We start from the raw sequence: 14790 nt of genomic DNA on the forward strand, positions 1-14790 counted from the left end.
GGACAGGACCAGCAACACCCCGCCGCCTCGGTGTGCGGTGGGGTGCATCGGCGCAATGTATTCGCCTTGGTGTCAAGGCTGGATGTGACCTCCTTTGATGTGATGGATGGCGCTGCTTTCGGCTTTGGGCCTACTCGGTCGGACCTTACCATCAGAGCGGGGCGGGACCCGTTGGAGTTGTTGCAGTTGTTGTTGTTGACATTGCCGTTGGAGTTCAGATAGACGGCGTTGTTGGTGTTGTTCGTGTTCGGAGAGGTAGAGGTAAATAAACAGGTCACACCCAAATACACGGCCTTGGTGGCCGTTGTATCCGTTTACTGAGGCCGCAGGGCCTCCGCAATTTGCAGGGCCATTTGCCCCATCTTGGCAAGCTCCTGGGCCGCCTTGGCCTCCCGGAGGGCGGCGGCACGGTTGCCGTCTGATTTCCTCCAGTTGAAAGCCTTTTGACGGACCGGGCGCACCAGCTCCGCCCAATAGTGGCATTGGTCGCCGGTGATGTACTTGCGGCCATAGCTGAGGTTGATGAGCTGCTCCATGGTCTGGCACTCGATGAGCACACCGTCCAGGTCCTTGAGCCGCTCCTCATACTCGGTTTCAAAGTAGCGGCCATTGGCAGCCTCACAGCCCTTGAGGATGCGGACGGCGCAGTCCTGGAGCTCGGCGCACAGGTGGAAAGTCTGGCTTTTGGGAAAGTGAGGCTTTCCGTCATCTTTTACCTTGTCATAGAGGAGCTTTTCCACAAGCTGGTCACCCACCATGATGTAGGCCTTGACCGGCTTGTATTCTGCCTCTTTTTGCTTGACCCGCTGGATGGTGTAGTCCAGCAGATCGGAGGCAAGAGGGATGATGTCATAGCTTGGCATTAAAACTCAATCCTCGCATAGGTTTCATTCCAGACGCCGGTGACCACCACGCCGGTGAGGGTCCCAAAGGTCACCTCAAAGCTGTTGCCGGTGACATTGGTGCCATATTTCAGCTCCAGCACGGAGAGGCGGCTGTCCAGGCCGCTGAGGTCCACACGGATGTCCGGGTGGGAGGTTTCGTCAGTGTTGTGGTCATCCACGGTGTCCGTGATGTCCTGCCGGATGTCCGGGTGGCTGGCCGGGTCTGTGTTGTGTTCGGCAATGGCCTCCTCCAGGTCCTCCGGGCTCACCGTGTCCAGGGACGGGGTGATGGTAAACTCCAGCACGGAGCTGTCCACCACAACAATGTGCATGAGCATGGTGAGCCGCCCGTCCACGCCGGTGGAGATGGCCACCTTTTCCGTGTCCGGGGTGTTGCAGATGGCAATGAGGGTGCCGTCCTCATCAAAAAGGCCCATTTCACGGACAATGAAGTTGCCCACACTGTCATCAATGATGATTTTCACATCCATCATGTTGGGGACAGAGGCGTTTTGCTCGGCGGACACGATGGGCCCCCGCCACAGCTCCCTCACAAGCTCCGTCTGCTCCGTGCTGGGCAAGTAGTAGCTGCCCCCGCCGTCACCGGCGGCGGCCTGGGTGATTTTCAGCTTGGTCCCCGCCAAAATGCAGTTGGTGATGAGGGTGGACCCCGCCGTGGTTATCCTGGTGCCGTACTTTCTTTCCTGGTCAGGCATTTCCGCTTTCCTCCTGTTCGTATGGATAAATTTCAAGGGTTGCACGATATTCCAGAGGCCCGGCTCCGATGACGCCGCCGGTGCTCTCCAGCTCATTGGTCAGCAGGGGCCACAGGTCCATGTGCAGGGAGCGCTCCGTGTAGGCCCCCAGCCGGACGCCGCCGGTGGATTGCAAAAGGGCGGTCATCAAAATGTGGATGTTCTCCGGGCGGACCGTCAGCAGCATGTCAAGGATTTCCCCCGCCAGCCGGTCCGCCTCCGGCAGGACCGTGTAGTCAAGCTGGATGTCCAGGGTGTAGTCCTGGAGAGAAACAGAGTGGCCGTTCGGGCCGCACAGGCCCGCCAGCCAGTTTTTCAGCCAGCGCAGGGTGTAGGGCAATTCCAAATTCCACTTGGCCTTGATGCGGGCCTTGCGGGCCTCCAGGGTGTCCGTGTCCTTGGGAAAGAGCCGCAGCTCTTGCTCCCACACGGCCACGCCGTCCTCATCGGCGTCCTCAAGGAATTGGTTGGCCAGCACTCTGGTGATGGCGTCCCACGCAAGGGAGATTTCCGGCTCATTGGCCCCGTTGATGATTTGAAACTCCAGCACCTCCCGGAGCACCGGGGGCAGGTAGTTCAAAAGGTGTCTATCCATCGGTGACCTCCCCTCTGGCGGGGATGCTGTCCGGGCCCAGGGCCAGGTTGTTCTCCTGCCCGTTGATTTTGGTGCCGCCAATATCCGTTATCATGTTGGAGCACTCGGAGAGGATGCGGCTTTCAATCTGGGAAATGCGGACGGTCAAAAAATCAGAGCTGGCCCAATCCTGGGACAGCTCCACAAAGTAGGCGTCAATGACGGCCTCCACATAGCTCTTGACGGCATCCCAATCCCACCCGGAGGCATAGGTGAGGTGGAGGGCAATGTCCACCTCCTCCGGCGTCACGCCGGTCACATGGACCACATGGCCGATGGGGGCCAGGCCCAGGCCCTCCCCGGCGTTCTGCTCCGGGTCAATGGCCGTCTGGATTTCCTCCAGCAGGGTGGGCGTGGGGGCCTTGTAGTCAGAGGCCATGATGACCAGCTTGACCGTGCCGCCCACCGTGAGCTTTTTCTCCTTGGCCGCCGTGTAGACTGCTGTGAGCCAGGTGGCCACAGAGCCGCTCACCGTGGAGATGGTGCTGGTGTACCAGCTTTCCACGGCCTCATCCGGGATTAGGCTGGCCGGGGAAATGTCGCCATTCCAGACGGGGTGGATTTTGAGGTCCCCCACGCCGGGCATGGCCAGCACTTTCTCCCGGTAGTCGGCCTGGTTGCCGCCAAAGGCCTGGGATTGGAAACTGTCCAGCACCCGCTGGCGGAAAGCCTCCGTTTCCTCCTCATCATCGCCAGGGATGAGCAGCTCCACCAGCTCCGCATGGGTGAGCCCCTGCACATACTCCACCGGGATGAGGGTGCCGCCGTAGTTGTTGGCCGCCGCTCCGGGGGTTTCACAGGTAACCTGGTAGCTGAGGCCGGTTTCCGTGTCCTCCTCCGGGTCCATGCGGGCGGTGACCACAAAGTTGAGGTCCTCGCAGGAGAAACGGGTCCCCTCCGGGACCTCAATGTTAAACTCCGCCCGATAGACGGCGGGGCTGGCCGGGTATGGGTCCATGTTTCGGTCATGGGCCCGTTTGATGAGGTATTCACGGGGGGCCGTGATGATGTAGGTGGCCTGGAGCACAAAGTCCGCCGCAATGTAAAGCTGGGCCAGCTCCGCCATGGACGGGGCCACGCCGTTCATCACCATGGACCCCTCCCGCTTGTCCACCGGGGAGGCCACCCTGGACAGGGCGCTGGCCAGCAGCGCCTCATAGGTCCTGCTTTCAAACATTCAGATGTCAACCTCCTTTTGGGCGCTCACATCGCCATAAATGGTGTGGACGATGAAACGGGCCGTGACCCAATTCTGGCCCGTTTCAAATTCCCAGCCGTCCAGAGAGGTGATGCGGTCATCCTGGAGCAGGGCCTCCGTGATGCGCCGCTTTATCTCGCTCATGGCGTAGTCTTTGGGCTTGCCTATCAGATCGGACAGCTCGGAGCCGTAGTTGCGGGAATAAATAGGGAAAACATAGCGCTCCACATTCAGAATGAGGTAAACGGCCTGGAGGACGGCATCCCGCTCATCCGTCATGCCCCTCACCCGGTTGCGGTCAATGTCCAGCTTGTGGGTGTAGCTGGGCTGGGTTTCCACCGCAAAGGTGATGAGGTCCAGGTCATCCCCCGTGGTCGGTAAAGTTGCCATTAGGTCCTCGCCTCCCATCTGCCCAGGACAATGTACTGCTGCCCGCCGTCACACCGCAGGAGGATGACCTTTTCCCCCATCTGGAGGGCGTTGTGGACTTTCCACTTTTTCCGGCCCTGGTAGCGGTGCTTGTGGGGCGCAAAAGCGGCATCCCCGGCTCCGCCGCTGGTTTCCTCGGTTTCGTGGTATTCCGGCATGGTGGTCATCTCCACGGTGTAGTCCCTCACGGCGTCCGTGAGGATGAGCTGGGCCTCGGTCAATATCTTCTTTTGGTCAACGGTGATTTCAAGCGGAGAGGTGGAGGTCACATAGCCATAGCCCCCGCTCATGGGAGCGCCTGCCTGGACGGCCTCCACGGCGGCCCGCTTGACCAGCCGCACCAGTTCATTGATGTCAAGTGACAAATGTACCACCTCGCATTTTGAGCTCCATGAGGTGCTGCTCATTGTTGAAAGTGTGCTTGACCTGCTCCACCATGAGGTAGTTTGACACATTGATGTCACCCAGCCCCAGCATGACCACCAGCAGGGTCCCGGCCCTCACCCGGATGTCCCCCAGCACATCCTGGAGCTTGAGGGTCCGGGTTTTGGTGTTATAGAGGCTGAGGAGGGCATCCGCCATGGCCTTGGCATTGGTGGTGCTGTCCAGTTTTTCGTAGTATTGCAGGACGCCCCATTGGTTGATGTTGGAGCTGTCCTGGGCTACGAAAATCTCCCGCTTGCCGGTGTCCTTGTTCTCGTAGGAGAGCTTGATTTTGTCATAGGTCTGGGAGGTGATGGAGCTTTTATAGTCGAAGTCCCCAGCTGTGTCCTCATCAATCAAAAGCCCCAATTTCATGCTGCCGATGTTCTTGAGGGTCAGCTTGCCCACATCGTCATAGAGCACATACATCTGGGAGGTGGCCTTGAGGGTTTCGTCCAAAGCCGTCTGGATGATGTCAAAGAGGGTCTGGTTGTCCTCCACCCGGCTCCCGATGGTGTAGCCGGTGTCCTCCAGGTCCCCCACATTGAGCTGGAAGTCCTCCGCAATCATGCGTATCACATCGGCGGCGGTCTTGTTGGTGTAGACATAGGTATCCTTGTTCTTGAGGTAGTAGAGCTGGTCATATACGGTGATTTGGATGATGTCATCCGTGCTGCCCTTGCGGGATTTCTCAAAGACAAAGCCATAAAAGACGGGGGTGCCGTCCACGGAAAAACGGCACGGGTCGCCCTCTTGAAAGCTCAAGCCGGGTGTCTTGACCACCTCGGCAATGAGCTTTCCCGGCTGTCCTTGGCGCTCCCACTCAATGCTCACATTCTCCACCACGGGGGGCAGCATGATGGTCCCCTGGTGTTGTATCAGCAGCTCATAGGTCATGGGATGGTGAGCACCTGCCCCACATAGATGAGGTTGGGATTGCTGATTTTGTCCGTGTTTGCGTTGAAAATCTTGTTGTAGTCGGCCCCGTTGCCGTAATACTTGGCGGCGATGGCCCACAGGCTGTCACCGGCCTTGACCGTGTAGGTCTTGGCCGTGGGGGCCGTGCTGGCGTCCCGCTCCTTTTCCACCGTCACGGTGGGCGTGGTGCTCTCTGCCTTGGGCTCCTCCACGGTCACGGTCTTTGTGCCGTAGTCCCGCCATTGCTTGAGGTTGACATCCACGGCCACATCCAGGCCCTTTTTGCCGTCCTCGGTGATGTTGTAGTCCTCCACGCTCACCTTAATGTTGGTGTCAAAGAGCATCCCCCCAGAGGGGGACATCCGCACCAGCATGAATTGGGTGGTTTCCTTGTTGGCTTTCATTCGCTCCAGCAGTCCCAGGTAGTAGTCCGGGGACCGGGAGCCGGTGAGCATGGGCAGGTCAAAGGGGACGGTGAGCTCCGTGAGGCCGGGGGCCCGCAGGAAATTGACCTCGCCCTCATTCAAGAGGACCAGGGTTTTGTTTTTCCCCTTGATTTTCACCTGGAGCTTTTCTGGGGTGGGCCAAAGGGCCCCGCCCAGATAGCAGGTGTAACTCATCTTGTCACCCTCCTTTTTTCCATTGGAAAAAACTCCGTGTTTCCGGCATGGGGCAGGGTCTAAGCATGGACGCCCTCCGCCGCCGTCAGCAGGGCCTCTGTAAAGCCGTCTGTGAGGGTGGAGATAACGCCGTCCAGATCGGCACCGCCCTCAATGCGGTTGGTCATGCCGGTCATGTCAATGCGGACCTCCGCCGTAGTGAAACGGTTGATGGCGTCCCGCTCCGCAATGTCCCGCAAATACTCCAGCTCCTCCGTGGAGGTGCTGAGGGCATCGGCGGCGGCTCCGGTGTTGGCGGCGGTCTGCCCGGTGTTGCCCAAAAGGTCATCCATGGCAAAGTCACCATATCCGCCGGTGCCCAGGCCGCCCGCTCCGTAGTCCGTAGCAGCGCCCAGGTCCATGTCAAACAGGCCGCCCACGGCGTCAGAGATGCCGCTGGCCACGCCGTCACCCCAGTTGGCTCCAGCGTTGAAAGCGTCCCCCACCCAGCCGTTCTGCCAGGTGTCAAAGGTGCTCATGCCCTCGTTGAAAGCGTCCCCTACACTCACAAAGTCCTGGATGTTGCCGGAGGCCTCCGCCGCCTTGGCGGCGTAGTCGCTGGCCGCATTGGTGATGCCGGAATAGTCAAACTCCACAAAGGGCAGCTTGTTCAGCGCCTCGCAGATACCGGCCACCACGGTGAGCGCCGTGGAGAGCAGGTTGTAAAACCAGGCCTGCACGCCGGAGATGACATTGCTGAACGCAATGCCGATATTCTGAGCGCAGGCCCCCAGGGCGTTCCAGATGCCCAGGGCAATGTTGGCGATGGTCAAGCCCAGGTTGACAAAGAATTGCACCACCACATTGATGCCGCCGCAGATGACGCCAAAGCCGCTGTTGGCGATGCCGGTAAACTTGGCGATGGCCGAACAGGCGGCGTAGATGGCCGCCACAAGGGCGATGACCAGCACCACAATCCAGGTGATAGGACAGGCCAGCAGGGCCGCATTGAGCCCGTACTGAGCCGCTGTCTGGGCAAAGGTGGCCCCGGTGCTCATCATCAATGCCGCCGCTTTCACGCCCTCAGCCAGCGCCATGGCGGCGTTGATGCCGTTGGTGATGAGGGCCACGGCATTGTAGGCGATAAAGGCGGCCACCAGGCCGTAGACAATGGGGCTTATCCAGCTCCAGTTGTCCACTACAAAGGCGGCCCCGTTGATGAGGAGGTCCAGCACGCCGGTGGCCACTGTGGCCAGCATGGCCAGCCCGTTGATGGCCCCGTTGATGACCGTGTTAAACTGAGCGCTGTTTGCCACCTGGTTGAGCCGTGTGAGCACAGGGTCAAAGGCCGCCAGGGCCGTGTTTTGCATCTTGGTGGCAATCTGGGCCCAGGTCAGGGGCATACTTTCAAACTTGGCGTTGGTTTCATCGGCGGCGGCAAACATGGCGTTTTTGACCACCTCAGCGGTGATGAGGCCCTGCTCCGCATATTGCTTGATGGAGCCCTCCGCAATGCCCATGTAGCTCTCAATGGCACGGGCAATGCCGGGGGCGTTCTCCAGGATGGAGTTGAGCTCCTCGCCCCGGAGGGCACCGGCGGCCATGGCCTGGGTGAGCTGGAGCATGGCGGCAGACTGGCCCTCCGCCGTAGCGCCGCCAATGACAAACTGCTTGTTGATTTGTTCCATGAAAGCGATGAGCTCATCATTGCTTTCAAAAGCGGAGCCCGCATTGGCTCCCATACTGGCGATGGCGGAGGCGGTGTCCAGATAGGCGGACCGGGACCTCTGGGCAGAGGCCATGATTTTTTGCTCCAGGGCCTCCACAGAGCCCCCGTCATCCACAAGGAAATTGAGGCGGGCCGTGGTGCTGGTCATCTTGTCAGACAGCCCCAGGAGCGCTTTTATACCGGCTCCGGCGGCCAATGTGGCCACAATGCCTTTGACCTTGCCCAGCAGGCCGCCCGCAGCATTGGTGCCGTTGCGGAGGCCCTTGTTGAGGATTTCCTCCTGCTCTGCCGCCCGGCGGTAGCCCTCCGCCATTTCATCCACTTCACGGTTGGCCTGCACCAGCGCCGCTCTGGCCGCCTGGATTTGCGCCGTGTCCACAGCACGCCCGGAGGCCCGCTGGACCTGCTCAAAGGCATTGAGGGTGGTGTTGAGCGCCGTGTTGATTTTTCTGAGCACGCCGCTGATACCGTCATTGAGGACCATCTGAGATCTGATTGTTGCCACGGGTTCACCCCCTCTTTTAAGAATTAGGCCCCCGCCATGCAGCGGGGGCCCCTGTTACTTCCGTTTGGCTCTGCCTTTTCTCATCTTGCTTTTCAGCTCGGCCTCCCGTTTCTTATCATCCTCGCCTCTCACTTGGATGGAGGCGATGACAAAAGCCTTTTCCTTGACGGGCAGGTCTAAAAACTTGGACGGCTCCCAGCCAAACTTTTGCAGGCAGAAATGGGCAAAGTTGGCCTCCGGGTCACCGTCCAGGATTAGTTTTTTGCCTCAGCCACCATGTCATCATCGGTCTTGAAACCGTTGACCTGGAAAACCTCCGTGACATAATCGTCAAACTCGCCGCCAATGAGCAGCTTGCCAATCAGCTCCTCCGGCTTGGCCACGCCCCAATCATTCTGGAGTGCGGCGTTGTTGAGGTCCGGGAACACGGTGCAGCGGGCCGCCACCTTTGCCTGGAAAGTGTAGGTGTCAAGCTGCTGGGTGTACTGGCCTTTCTTGCCGGGCACGGGGACCTGGCGGATGCAGGCGGAGCGGATGCGGGCGTACTCATCGGCGGAAATGCAGCAGATTTCCCACTCCATGGGCTTGCCGTCCTCCCCCTTGATACGGGGGGAGGCGGCAAACTTGTGGTTTTCAATCTGCTCGACATTGGCACGCATGAAAGCGGACAGGTTACTCATGGATTTTTTCCTCCTTGTGTGTTATGCGGCCTTACATGTAGGCCGGGTTGGTGTACTGTTCGGGACGGGTAAAGCTGTCACAGTAGCCCTCAATAGACTGCTCGACAAAATCACCCTCTGCATTGAACATGGACAGCAGCACATCACCGTCCAGGATGCAGTTGTTGTAAATCTTGGTGCTCCGGCCCACGGTGGTGGCGGGGTCATCGTTGGAGGTCTGGATGTCAAAGGTGGGCATCACGCCGGTCTTGATGAAGTCCTCCACCACCTTGTCAAAAATCTCCGTGCATTTGTAGATGGTCATGGAGAAAGACAGGGCAACGGTCTGGGCCTTGTGGCCCACCACAACACCGCCCAGCTTGTAAACCTCAGCGGTGTTGACGGATGCCGTGCCCTCAAACTCCTTGGCCATGAGCATGGAGTAGCGGGTCCCGTCAATGGTGACAAAGCACTCCGCAAAATTGGCGCTTACAGCGTCCTGGGTGTTCATGGTCGGCTTGGACATTTTCCTTTCCCTCCCTTACTGGATAATCACGCTCATGTAGAGCTGGGCCATGGCGTTGACCACATTGAGCCCGTTGACGATGCAGAGGACGGCTTTCTTGCTGTCACCCTGCTCACAGGTCACAATTTCCGGGTCAAAGTTCTCCACGGCCCGGATGTCATCAAGCTGCTGGATGAGCTTGGTGATGTCCCCCCACAGGGAGGAGCGGCCAGAGGCGTCATTGGGCACGGTGCCCAGGTACTTTTGGCCGAACAGCACCGCCACATCATTGGCAATCTGGTCACACACCCGGATGGTCTGGTTGCTCTGGAAAATCTCCCCCTTGGTGTCGGACAGGGTGAGCAGGGTGTTGATGTCCTCCAGCACCCGCACATCACCATTGACATTGTGGAAGATAAACTTGCCCGCCTTGAGGGCCGCCTCCAGCTCCGCCTGGGTGTAGTCGGTGTTGATGGTCAGCTCACCATCATACTTGAAATTGGTGAGGGACTTGTTGACCGCACAGCCCGCCTCAGCACCGGCCACCCAATACACCAGGGAATGGGTGGGCACGCTGGCAATGGTGGGGTGGGTCACGGTGTTCCACACGCCAATGATGCCCTCATAGTCCGCCGTGCTGGGCTGCCAGGCCACAAGCTGGAATTTACTGCCCACCTCATCCCGGACCCGGCTGCAAAACTGCTGATAGAGCCGGACGGTGGTGGCGTCCGATGCCGGGCAACACAGAGCGTTGTAGGCATAGGGCTCAATCTTGTCCAAAAAGGCTTGGTGGGCCTCGCCGTTGATGGTGGTGGCATCCGCCCCGTTGGTCAGAGGCATCCCGGCAGATGCGGACAGGGTGGCCTCCGTCTTGAAGTCCACCCAATCGTTGCTTACCAGAGCCTCAGCATCCTCAACGGTCTGGGTGTCAGCGGCCACGCCGTCCACATAGGTGGTCACATCCCACAGGTCCGGCTCATCCACATTGGCGGCCACCACAATGGTGATGTCGTTGCCTCTCACGCCGCCATACTTAGCCGTGGCCAGGGTGTTGGAGGCCTTGACGGCCCCGGAGCCCAGGCGGTAGCAGTAGACGGTGGTGGCGTGGGTGAAAATCTCCCGCAGGGGGAGCATCTTGGGGTGGTCGTAGGCATAGCCGAAAATGGTTTTGCTGTTCTTCTGAAACTCCCCGGAGGTGACGGCGAAAACCTCACCCTCCGGGCCCCAGCTCAGCTCAAAAGGCGCTGCCGCAAAGCCTCTGTCAGAGAGGGCCGCAGACGCCCTGGGCACACTGGAAAAATTGACATAGTAACCGGGCAGGACCTTGTTTTGGACCTGCCAGGTGCCGCCGCCCAGCGCCATATTAGTTCACCTTTCCTTTCATGTACTTCTCAATCAGCCCGTCCACCTCATTCAAGGTGTAGGCCTTGCCGTCCTCCAGCAGAGCCCGGATGAGGTCCCGCCGGTTGGCATATCGCTTGGAGGCCACAAGCTGCTCCTTTTTGTAAGTAGCGGCCCCGGTGGCCTTTTCGCTGTTCGTGGTCTTGGCTTGCGCCATGTTTATCCCTCCATTTCAATATCAAGGGTTTCCATGAGGACCGGCTCCTGGGGGATGTAGGCGTGGTGGTCATAGCTCACCAGCACATGCAGGACGCCCTCCTCAATGGTCCATTCGCAGTTGGTGCAATGGATGAGGTCCCCCTCCGGGGTGGTGATGTCCCGCAGGAGCATGGTGAGCTGATCTGCCACCTCGCAGCACTCCGCCACCCCCACCTTGGGGTAGTAGATGACATCCAGGGTGGGGGTGCGGAGAAACCGCTCTCCCACCTGCTTGCTCTGCCCGGCGGAGGGCATGACCACATTGAGGTCCCCAGGGTTGAGGCCCTGCTTGACATTCCCGCCGTGTACCTGCACAGCAGGAAAAGCGGCGTGCAGCGCAAGGCTCACGCCGTCATAGATGCTCTTAAAACTGATTTCAGACATTGAAAGCCTCCCGCAGCAGCGCCTCCAGCTTTTTCTCAATGACGGCGGGGGCCACCCGCTCAAGGTCCTTTTCAGACAGGGTAAGGAAATACTGCCCGGCCACCCAGCCGCCTCCGCCACGGGTGCGGTGTCCAAACTCCACATAGCTGGCGTAGTGGACAGGGTTGATGACCTCGATGTAAAAGGTCCGCCCCCTCTTGAAAACTGGCAGAGCATTGGCGTAGGCGGCGGGGTCTACTTTCCCGCCGCCCGCCGCCTCCTGCTCGGTCCGGGCGGTCCAGCCCCGGCGCAGGGTGCCGCCCTTTTTCCCGCTGCTCCGGGAGTATTGCCCCACCGGGGTGCGGGGGATGACCAGGGCCAGCAGCCGGGCGGCCAGCTCTTTGGACACATCCTCACAGAATTTGTCCAGGTCCATGTCCTGGAGCTTTTGCAGGTTATCCCGTAGCTTTTGGAGCTGCTTGTAATCGACATCGCCCCACCGCATTAGGCCCACTCCTTGAACAGCTCCAGGGGGACCTCCTGGTGGCAGGTGTAAACGGCAGGTTTGCCGCTCCGCTCATAGTCACGGGTGACGCCGTTCTGGGTCACCGTGATTTTAGAGCCCTCCGGGATGTCCACGGACGGGTCAATGTAGAGCGTCACCGTCTGGGCCACCAGGGCCGCCTCCTCGGTGGGTTCGGTGCTCTTGACGGTCTGGTGGGAAATGCGGCAGGGTAGGCCGGAGGCCGTCACTTTCTCCACCGGCTCCGTGCGGCCATTGGCAGGGTTGAGCACACCCTGCCGCACGGTGATGGTGGCCAGGCCGGTCCAGAGGCTCTGGATGGCCTTTTTGTAGGCGGCGGGGACTACCATCTCAGCCTCCGAAAAGCCGCCAGGGTGCTCTCTGCCGGGTGCATGAGCTGGGCCAGCATGGCGTCAAAGCGGCTTTCCGCATTGCTTGCACCATCGCTGGCCCCGGCAAAGGTCACGGAGATGTCCCCCTCCGTGATACTCTTGGCGGGGGCGTTGAAGTCAAAGCCCTCCAGCCCGTCAAGCCCTCCGGCGGCTTTCTTATCAAACAGGAAATGACCGGCCACAATGTCCACAAGGGTGTAAAAAAGAGGAGGCGGGAGCTTTCGGTGGTTGATGTTCGCCAAAAGCTCCGCCTCACACTTGCGGATGGTGTATTTAAGGCCGGTTTCGTCATCGTCCGTGACAGTGTAGCCCAGCATGGCCAGCCGGTCCGCCACGGCCTCATACACGCCCTCCATGTCCTTAGCCTCTGGAGAGGATGCGGGCAATGGGGATGGCCTTGTGGGCGATGTAGGAGCGGTCCCCCTCACCGCTCTCACCAGAATGGACCAGGCACCAGTTGGCACCGTTGGCCAGCTCTGCATCCGTGGGGGAGAGAGTGGTCTGGCTGGTCTTTTCGTAGGAGATGCCAAAGGGAGAGAACACCTTACGCTGGCGGGTGTAGAGGGTGTCCACACCGCCGTCCGTCTTGGGGTCACGGGCCATTTCATAGGGGACCTTGGCACCGATGTCCTCAAAGCTGATAGCGCCCTCGCCCAGCACATAGGTGGTGTAGCGGGTGCCGGGGACCACATAGCTGTCCGCCGCAGGGGTGCCCTCGCCAAAGTAGGGGGTGACCTCCGCCTGGTTGATCTGGCCAGCAGTAGCACCGGAGGCCTTGACCTGGAGCGCTCCCTCATCGGAGGCGCTGGCGGGGAAATAGCCGTCCGTGGCAGGCATCCCGTCATCCACCACAACGGTCTTGCCGTTCCAGGTGTAGAGGGTCAGGTCACGGGTCACACCGTCCTTGTCGGTGTACTTGAGGGCGGTGAGCAGGTTGAGGTTTTCCAGGTTGGTGGCCACAACGGAGTGCATGAACACCAGGGAAAATTTCTTCTTACGGTCACCGCAGGCCTGGGCAGTGGCGCTGTTCATGGTGGTGGCCTCCATGTTGCCCGCCACCTCATAGGTGTGCTTGGCCACAAATTCAGCGCTCTGGCCGCCGGTCATGGCAAAGACGCCCTTGAGGACAGCCAGGATGGTGTCCTGGTCAATGTCCTGCCAATACTCGGAAACCTGCTGGGCTACATTGTCCATCCAGTCAATGCCGCCGGTGATGTCAAAGGAAAAGTCCTTTTCAGTCCAGGCCTTGGCACGGCCAATGACCACCACGCCCTGCTCAAAGGTCTTGGTGGAGGTGGCGGTGATGTCGGTCTGGCCGTCATAGTTGACGGCATCGCCGTCCAGCAGGCCCCGCATGGCGATGCGGGCATAGCCGGTGCCACCCTGGGTGCTGAACACATCCCGGATGTCGGGGTTGCCCGCCAGCGCTCTGGACTTCCGCATTTCATTGAGGCGGGTGCGGGGGATGCGGTCCACCGCATACTTGAAAGCCTGGGGATTGAAAGACTTGGCATCAAACTTGGTGTTAGGCATAGTTCAATCTTCCTTTCTGCAAATTAGTTGGTGTTGGGCTTGCGCTTGCGGCCCCTGGGGGCCTCTTTGGTGCCGGTGGTATCATCACCCTCCGGCTCATCCTCCGGGCCGTCCTGGGCCGCCCCTGTGCCCGCAGGGGCCAGACGGTCCATGACTTCCTGGACAATGGCCTCCGCAAGCTCCTGGGTCAGCCGGATGGCCAGCTCTTTGGCCAGGGCGTCCGTCAGCTCTTTCACGGAGGAGATGTTGTCCGCAATGTACTGCACCACGGCCTCCTGGGTGCGGGGCAGGGATGCGGCGGACTTGCCGGTCAGCTTGGCCGCCAGATTTCTCAAGGCGTCCTCAAAAGACACGGCTTTGGCAGGGGTTGTGATGTTTCGCATGTTGTCACCTCATTCCAGCTTGGCGTCCGGGTTTTCGGCCAGGAAAGCCGCCAGCTCGGAATAGGACATCTCAGAGGGCTTTTTCCCCTCGCCGGGTTTCCGCCCGGTGTCGGGGTCGCCGGGTTTCCAGCCGGTCAGCTTGGCCCCGGTGCTCCCAAAGAGAAAGTCCGTGTTGGCGTCCTTTTTCATGGCCTCGATTTTGGCGGCCAGGGTGATGCTCTCATTGTTCACCTTGGCCACCACCTTGCCGTCCTCAATCTTGGCGTCCTTGAGGTAGTCGGCCAGGAGAGCCCGGACAGCGGTGTTGTTCTTGGCTCCGGCGGCGGTGAGTTCGGCGTCCACGGCGGCAGTCAGCCGGATAGTGGCCAGCTCTTTCTCATAAGCGGCCTTGTCCGCCTTGTTCTGCTGCTCCAGTTCGCCAATCTTGCGGGTCAGCTCTTCGTTGTCGCCAGCGGACTTTTTCAGCTCCTCAAGCTGCTTGGCGTGTCCCTTGGCGGCCTCCTCAAGCTGGCCCACCTGGGCCTCCAGCTCCTTGACACGGGTGTTTTTGGCGTTGAAGTCCGCACGGGCAACAAAGTCCTTGCCAATCGCCTGGCAGGCGGCGGCGTCCATGTCCTCCGTGTAGGCATCGCCAATGATTTCCTTGAGCCATAAAAGTTTCATGTTGCGTTACCTCCTGTTATCTGCTTTCCTTGTGTCCGGCCAGTCCCGGTATGGCAGCGCCCCTGTTGGTTTCCGCCGGGGCCCGGCGGTATTTGG

General features: G+C 60.0%; 20 protein-coding genes. All 20 read right to left on the reverse strand.

Annotated features, from left to right (window positions below):
* Window positions 1–314: 314 nt before the first annotated feature.
* Window positions 315–863 (reverse strand): four helix bundle protein, encoded by a 549-nt coding sequence (locus B5477_RS07545; protein ID WP_079699103.1) that lies wholly within the window; start codon window positions 861–863, stop codon window positions 315–317.
* Window positions 863–1600: a phage tail-collar fiber domain-containing protein gene (locus B5477_RS07550; protein ID WP_159448966.1), complete on the reverse strand. Its 738-nt coding sequence runs from the start codon at window positions 1598–1600 to the stop codon at window positions 863–865. The genes B5477_RS07545 and B5477_RS07550 overlap by 1 nt, the downstream gene beginning before the upstream one ends.
* Window positions 1593–2234, reverse strand: coding sequence for a putative phage tail protein (locus B5477_RS07555; RefSeq protein ID WP_079699105.1), 642 nt, complete (start codon window positions 2232–2234; stop codon window positions 1593–1595). Before B5477_RS07555 ends, B5477_RS07550 begins: the two co-directional genes overlap by 8 nt.
* Window positions 2227–3450 (reverse strand): baseplate J/gp47 family protein, encoded by a 1224-nt coding sequence (locus B5477_RS07560; protein WP_079699106.1) that lies wholly within the window; start codon window positions 3448–3450, stop codon window positions 2227–2229. The genes B5477_RS07555 and B5477_RS07560 overlap by 8 nt, the downstream gene beginning before the upstream one ends.
* A complete protein-coding gene (locus B5477_RS07565; RefSeq protein WP_143533563.1) occupies window positions 3451–3861 on the reverse strand; it encodes a DUF2634 domain-containing protein in 411 nt (136 codons plus the stop codon).
* Entirely contained in the window at window positions 3861–4265 is a 405-nt protein-coding gene (locus B5477_RS07570) for a DUF2577 domain-containing protein (RefSeq protein ID WP_242942151.1), read from the reverse strand. The genes B5477_RS07565 and B5477_RS07570 overlap by 1 nt, the downstream gene beginning before the upstream one ends.
* The gene (locus tag B5477_RS07575) at window positions 4255–5220 is read right to left on the reverse strand and encodes an XkdQ/YqbQ family protein (protein ID WP_079699109.1); all 966 of its coding nucleotides are present in this window, start codon (window positions 5218–5220) and stop codon (window positions 4255–4257) included. The genes B5477_RS07570 and B5477_RS07575 overlap by 11 nt, the downstream gene beginning before the upstream one ends.
* Window positions 5217–5861: a LysM peptidoglycan-binding domain-containing protein gene (locus B5477_RS07580; RefSeq protein ID WP_079699110.1), complete on the reverse strand. Its 645-nt coding sequence runs from the start codon at window positions 5859–5861 to the stop codon at window positions 5217–5219. The genes B5477_RS07575 and B5477_RS07580 overlap by 4 nt, the downstream gene beginning before the upstream one ends.
* A gap of 59 nt (window positions 5862–5920) precedes the next feature.
* A complete protein-coding gene (locus tag B5477_RS07585) occupies window positions 5921–8074 on the reverse strand; it encodes a tape measure protein (protein WP_143533564.1) in 2154 nt (717 codons plus the stop codon).
* A 254-nt stretch (window positions 8075–8328) separates the two neighbouring features.
* Window positions 8329–8754 (reverse strand): phage tail assembly chaperone, encoded by a 426-nt coding sequence (locus B5477_RS07590; protein ID WP_079699112.1) that lies wholly within the window; start codon window positions 8752–8754, stop codon window positions 8329–8331.
* A gap of 31 nt (window positions 8755–8785) precedes the next feature.
* Window positions 8786–9259: a phage tail tube protein gene (locus tag B5477_RS07595; protein WP_079699113.1), complete on the reverse strand. Its 474-nt coding sequence runs from the start codon at window positions 9257–9259 to the stop codon at window positions 8786–8788.
* 15 nt (window positions 9260–9274) lie between these two features.
* Window positions 9275–10600 carry a phage tail sheath family protein gene (locus B5477_RS07600; protein ID WP_079699114.1) on the reverse strand — a complete coding sequence of 442 codons (1326 nt, stop codon included), beginning with the start codon at window positions 10598–10600 and terminating at the stop codon, window positions 9275–9277.
* A gap of 1 nt (window position 10601) precedes the next feature.
* Complete coding sequence (locus B5477_RS07605; RefSeq protein WP_079699115.1) at window positions 10602–10796, reverse strand: hypothetical protein; 195 nt, start codon at window positions 10794–10796, stop codon at window positions 10602–10604.
* Between the two features lie 2 nt (window positions 10797–10798).
* A complete protein-coding gene (locus B5477_RS07610) occupies window positions 10799–11221 on the reverse strand; it encodes a phage tail terminator family protein (RefSeq protein WP_079699116.1) in 423 nt (140 codons plus the stop codon).
* Window positions 11214–11705 carry an HK97 gp10 family phage protein gene (locus B5477_RS07615; protein ID WP_079699117.1) on the reverse strand — a complete coding sequence of 164 codons (492 nt, stop codon included), beginning with the start codon at window positions 11703–11705 and terminating at the stop codon, window positions 11214–11216. Before B5477_RS07615 ends, B5477_RS07610 begins: the two co-directional genes overlap by 8 nt.
* The gene (locus B5477_RS07620) at window positions 11705–12073 is read right to left on the reverse strand and encodes a hypothetical protein (protein ID WP_079699118.1); all 369 of its coding nucleotides are present in this window, start codon (window positions 12071–12073) and stop codon (window positions 11705–11707) included. The genes B5477_RS07615 and B5477_RS07620 overlap by 1 nt, the downstream gene beginning before the upstream one ends.
* Complete coding sequence (locus B5477_RS07625) at window positions 12067–12471, reverse strand: hypothetical protein (RefSeq protein ID WP_079699119.1); 405 nt, start codon at window positions 12469–12471, stop codon at window positions 12067–12069. Before B5477_RS07625 ends, B5477_RS07620 begins: the two co-directional genes overlap by 7 nt.
* A 4-nt stretch (window positions 12472–12475) precedes the next feature.
* Complete coding sequence (locus tag B5477_RS07630; protein WP_079699120.1) at window positions 12476–13648, reverse strand: phage coat protein; 1173 nt, start codon at window positions 13646–13648, stop codon at window positions 12476–12478.
* 23 nt (window positions 13649–13671) lie between these two features.
* Entirely contained in the window at window positions 13672–14031 is a 360-nt protein-coding gene (locus tag B5477_RS07635) for a hypothetical protein (RefSeq protein ID WP_079699121.1), read from the reverse strand.
* Window positions 14032–14040: 9 nt separating this feature from the next.
* A complete protein-coding gene (locus B5477_RS07640; RefSeq protein ID WP_079699122.1) occupies window positions 14041–14694 on the reverse strand; it encodes a phage scaffolding protein in 654 nt (217 codons plus the stop codon).
* Window positions 14695–14790: the final 96 nt, after the last annotated feature.

The organism is Provencibacterium massiliense, from assembly GCF_900169495.1.
GTDB lineage: Bacteria > Bacillota > Clostridia > Oscillospirales > Ruminococcaceae > Harryflintia > Harryflintia acetispora.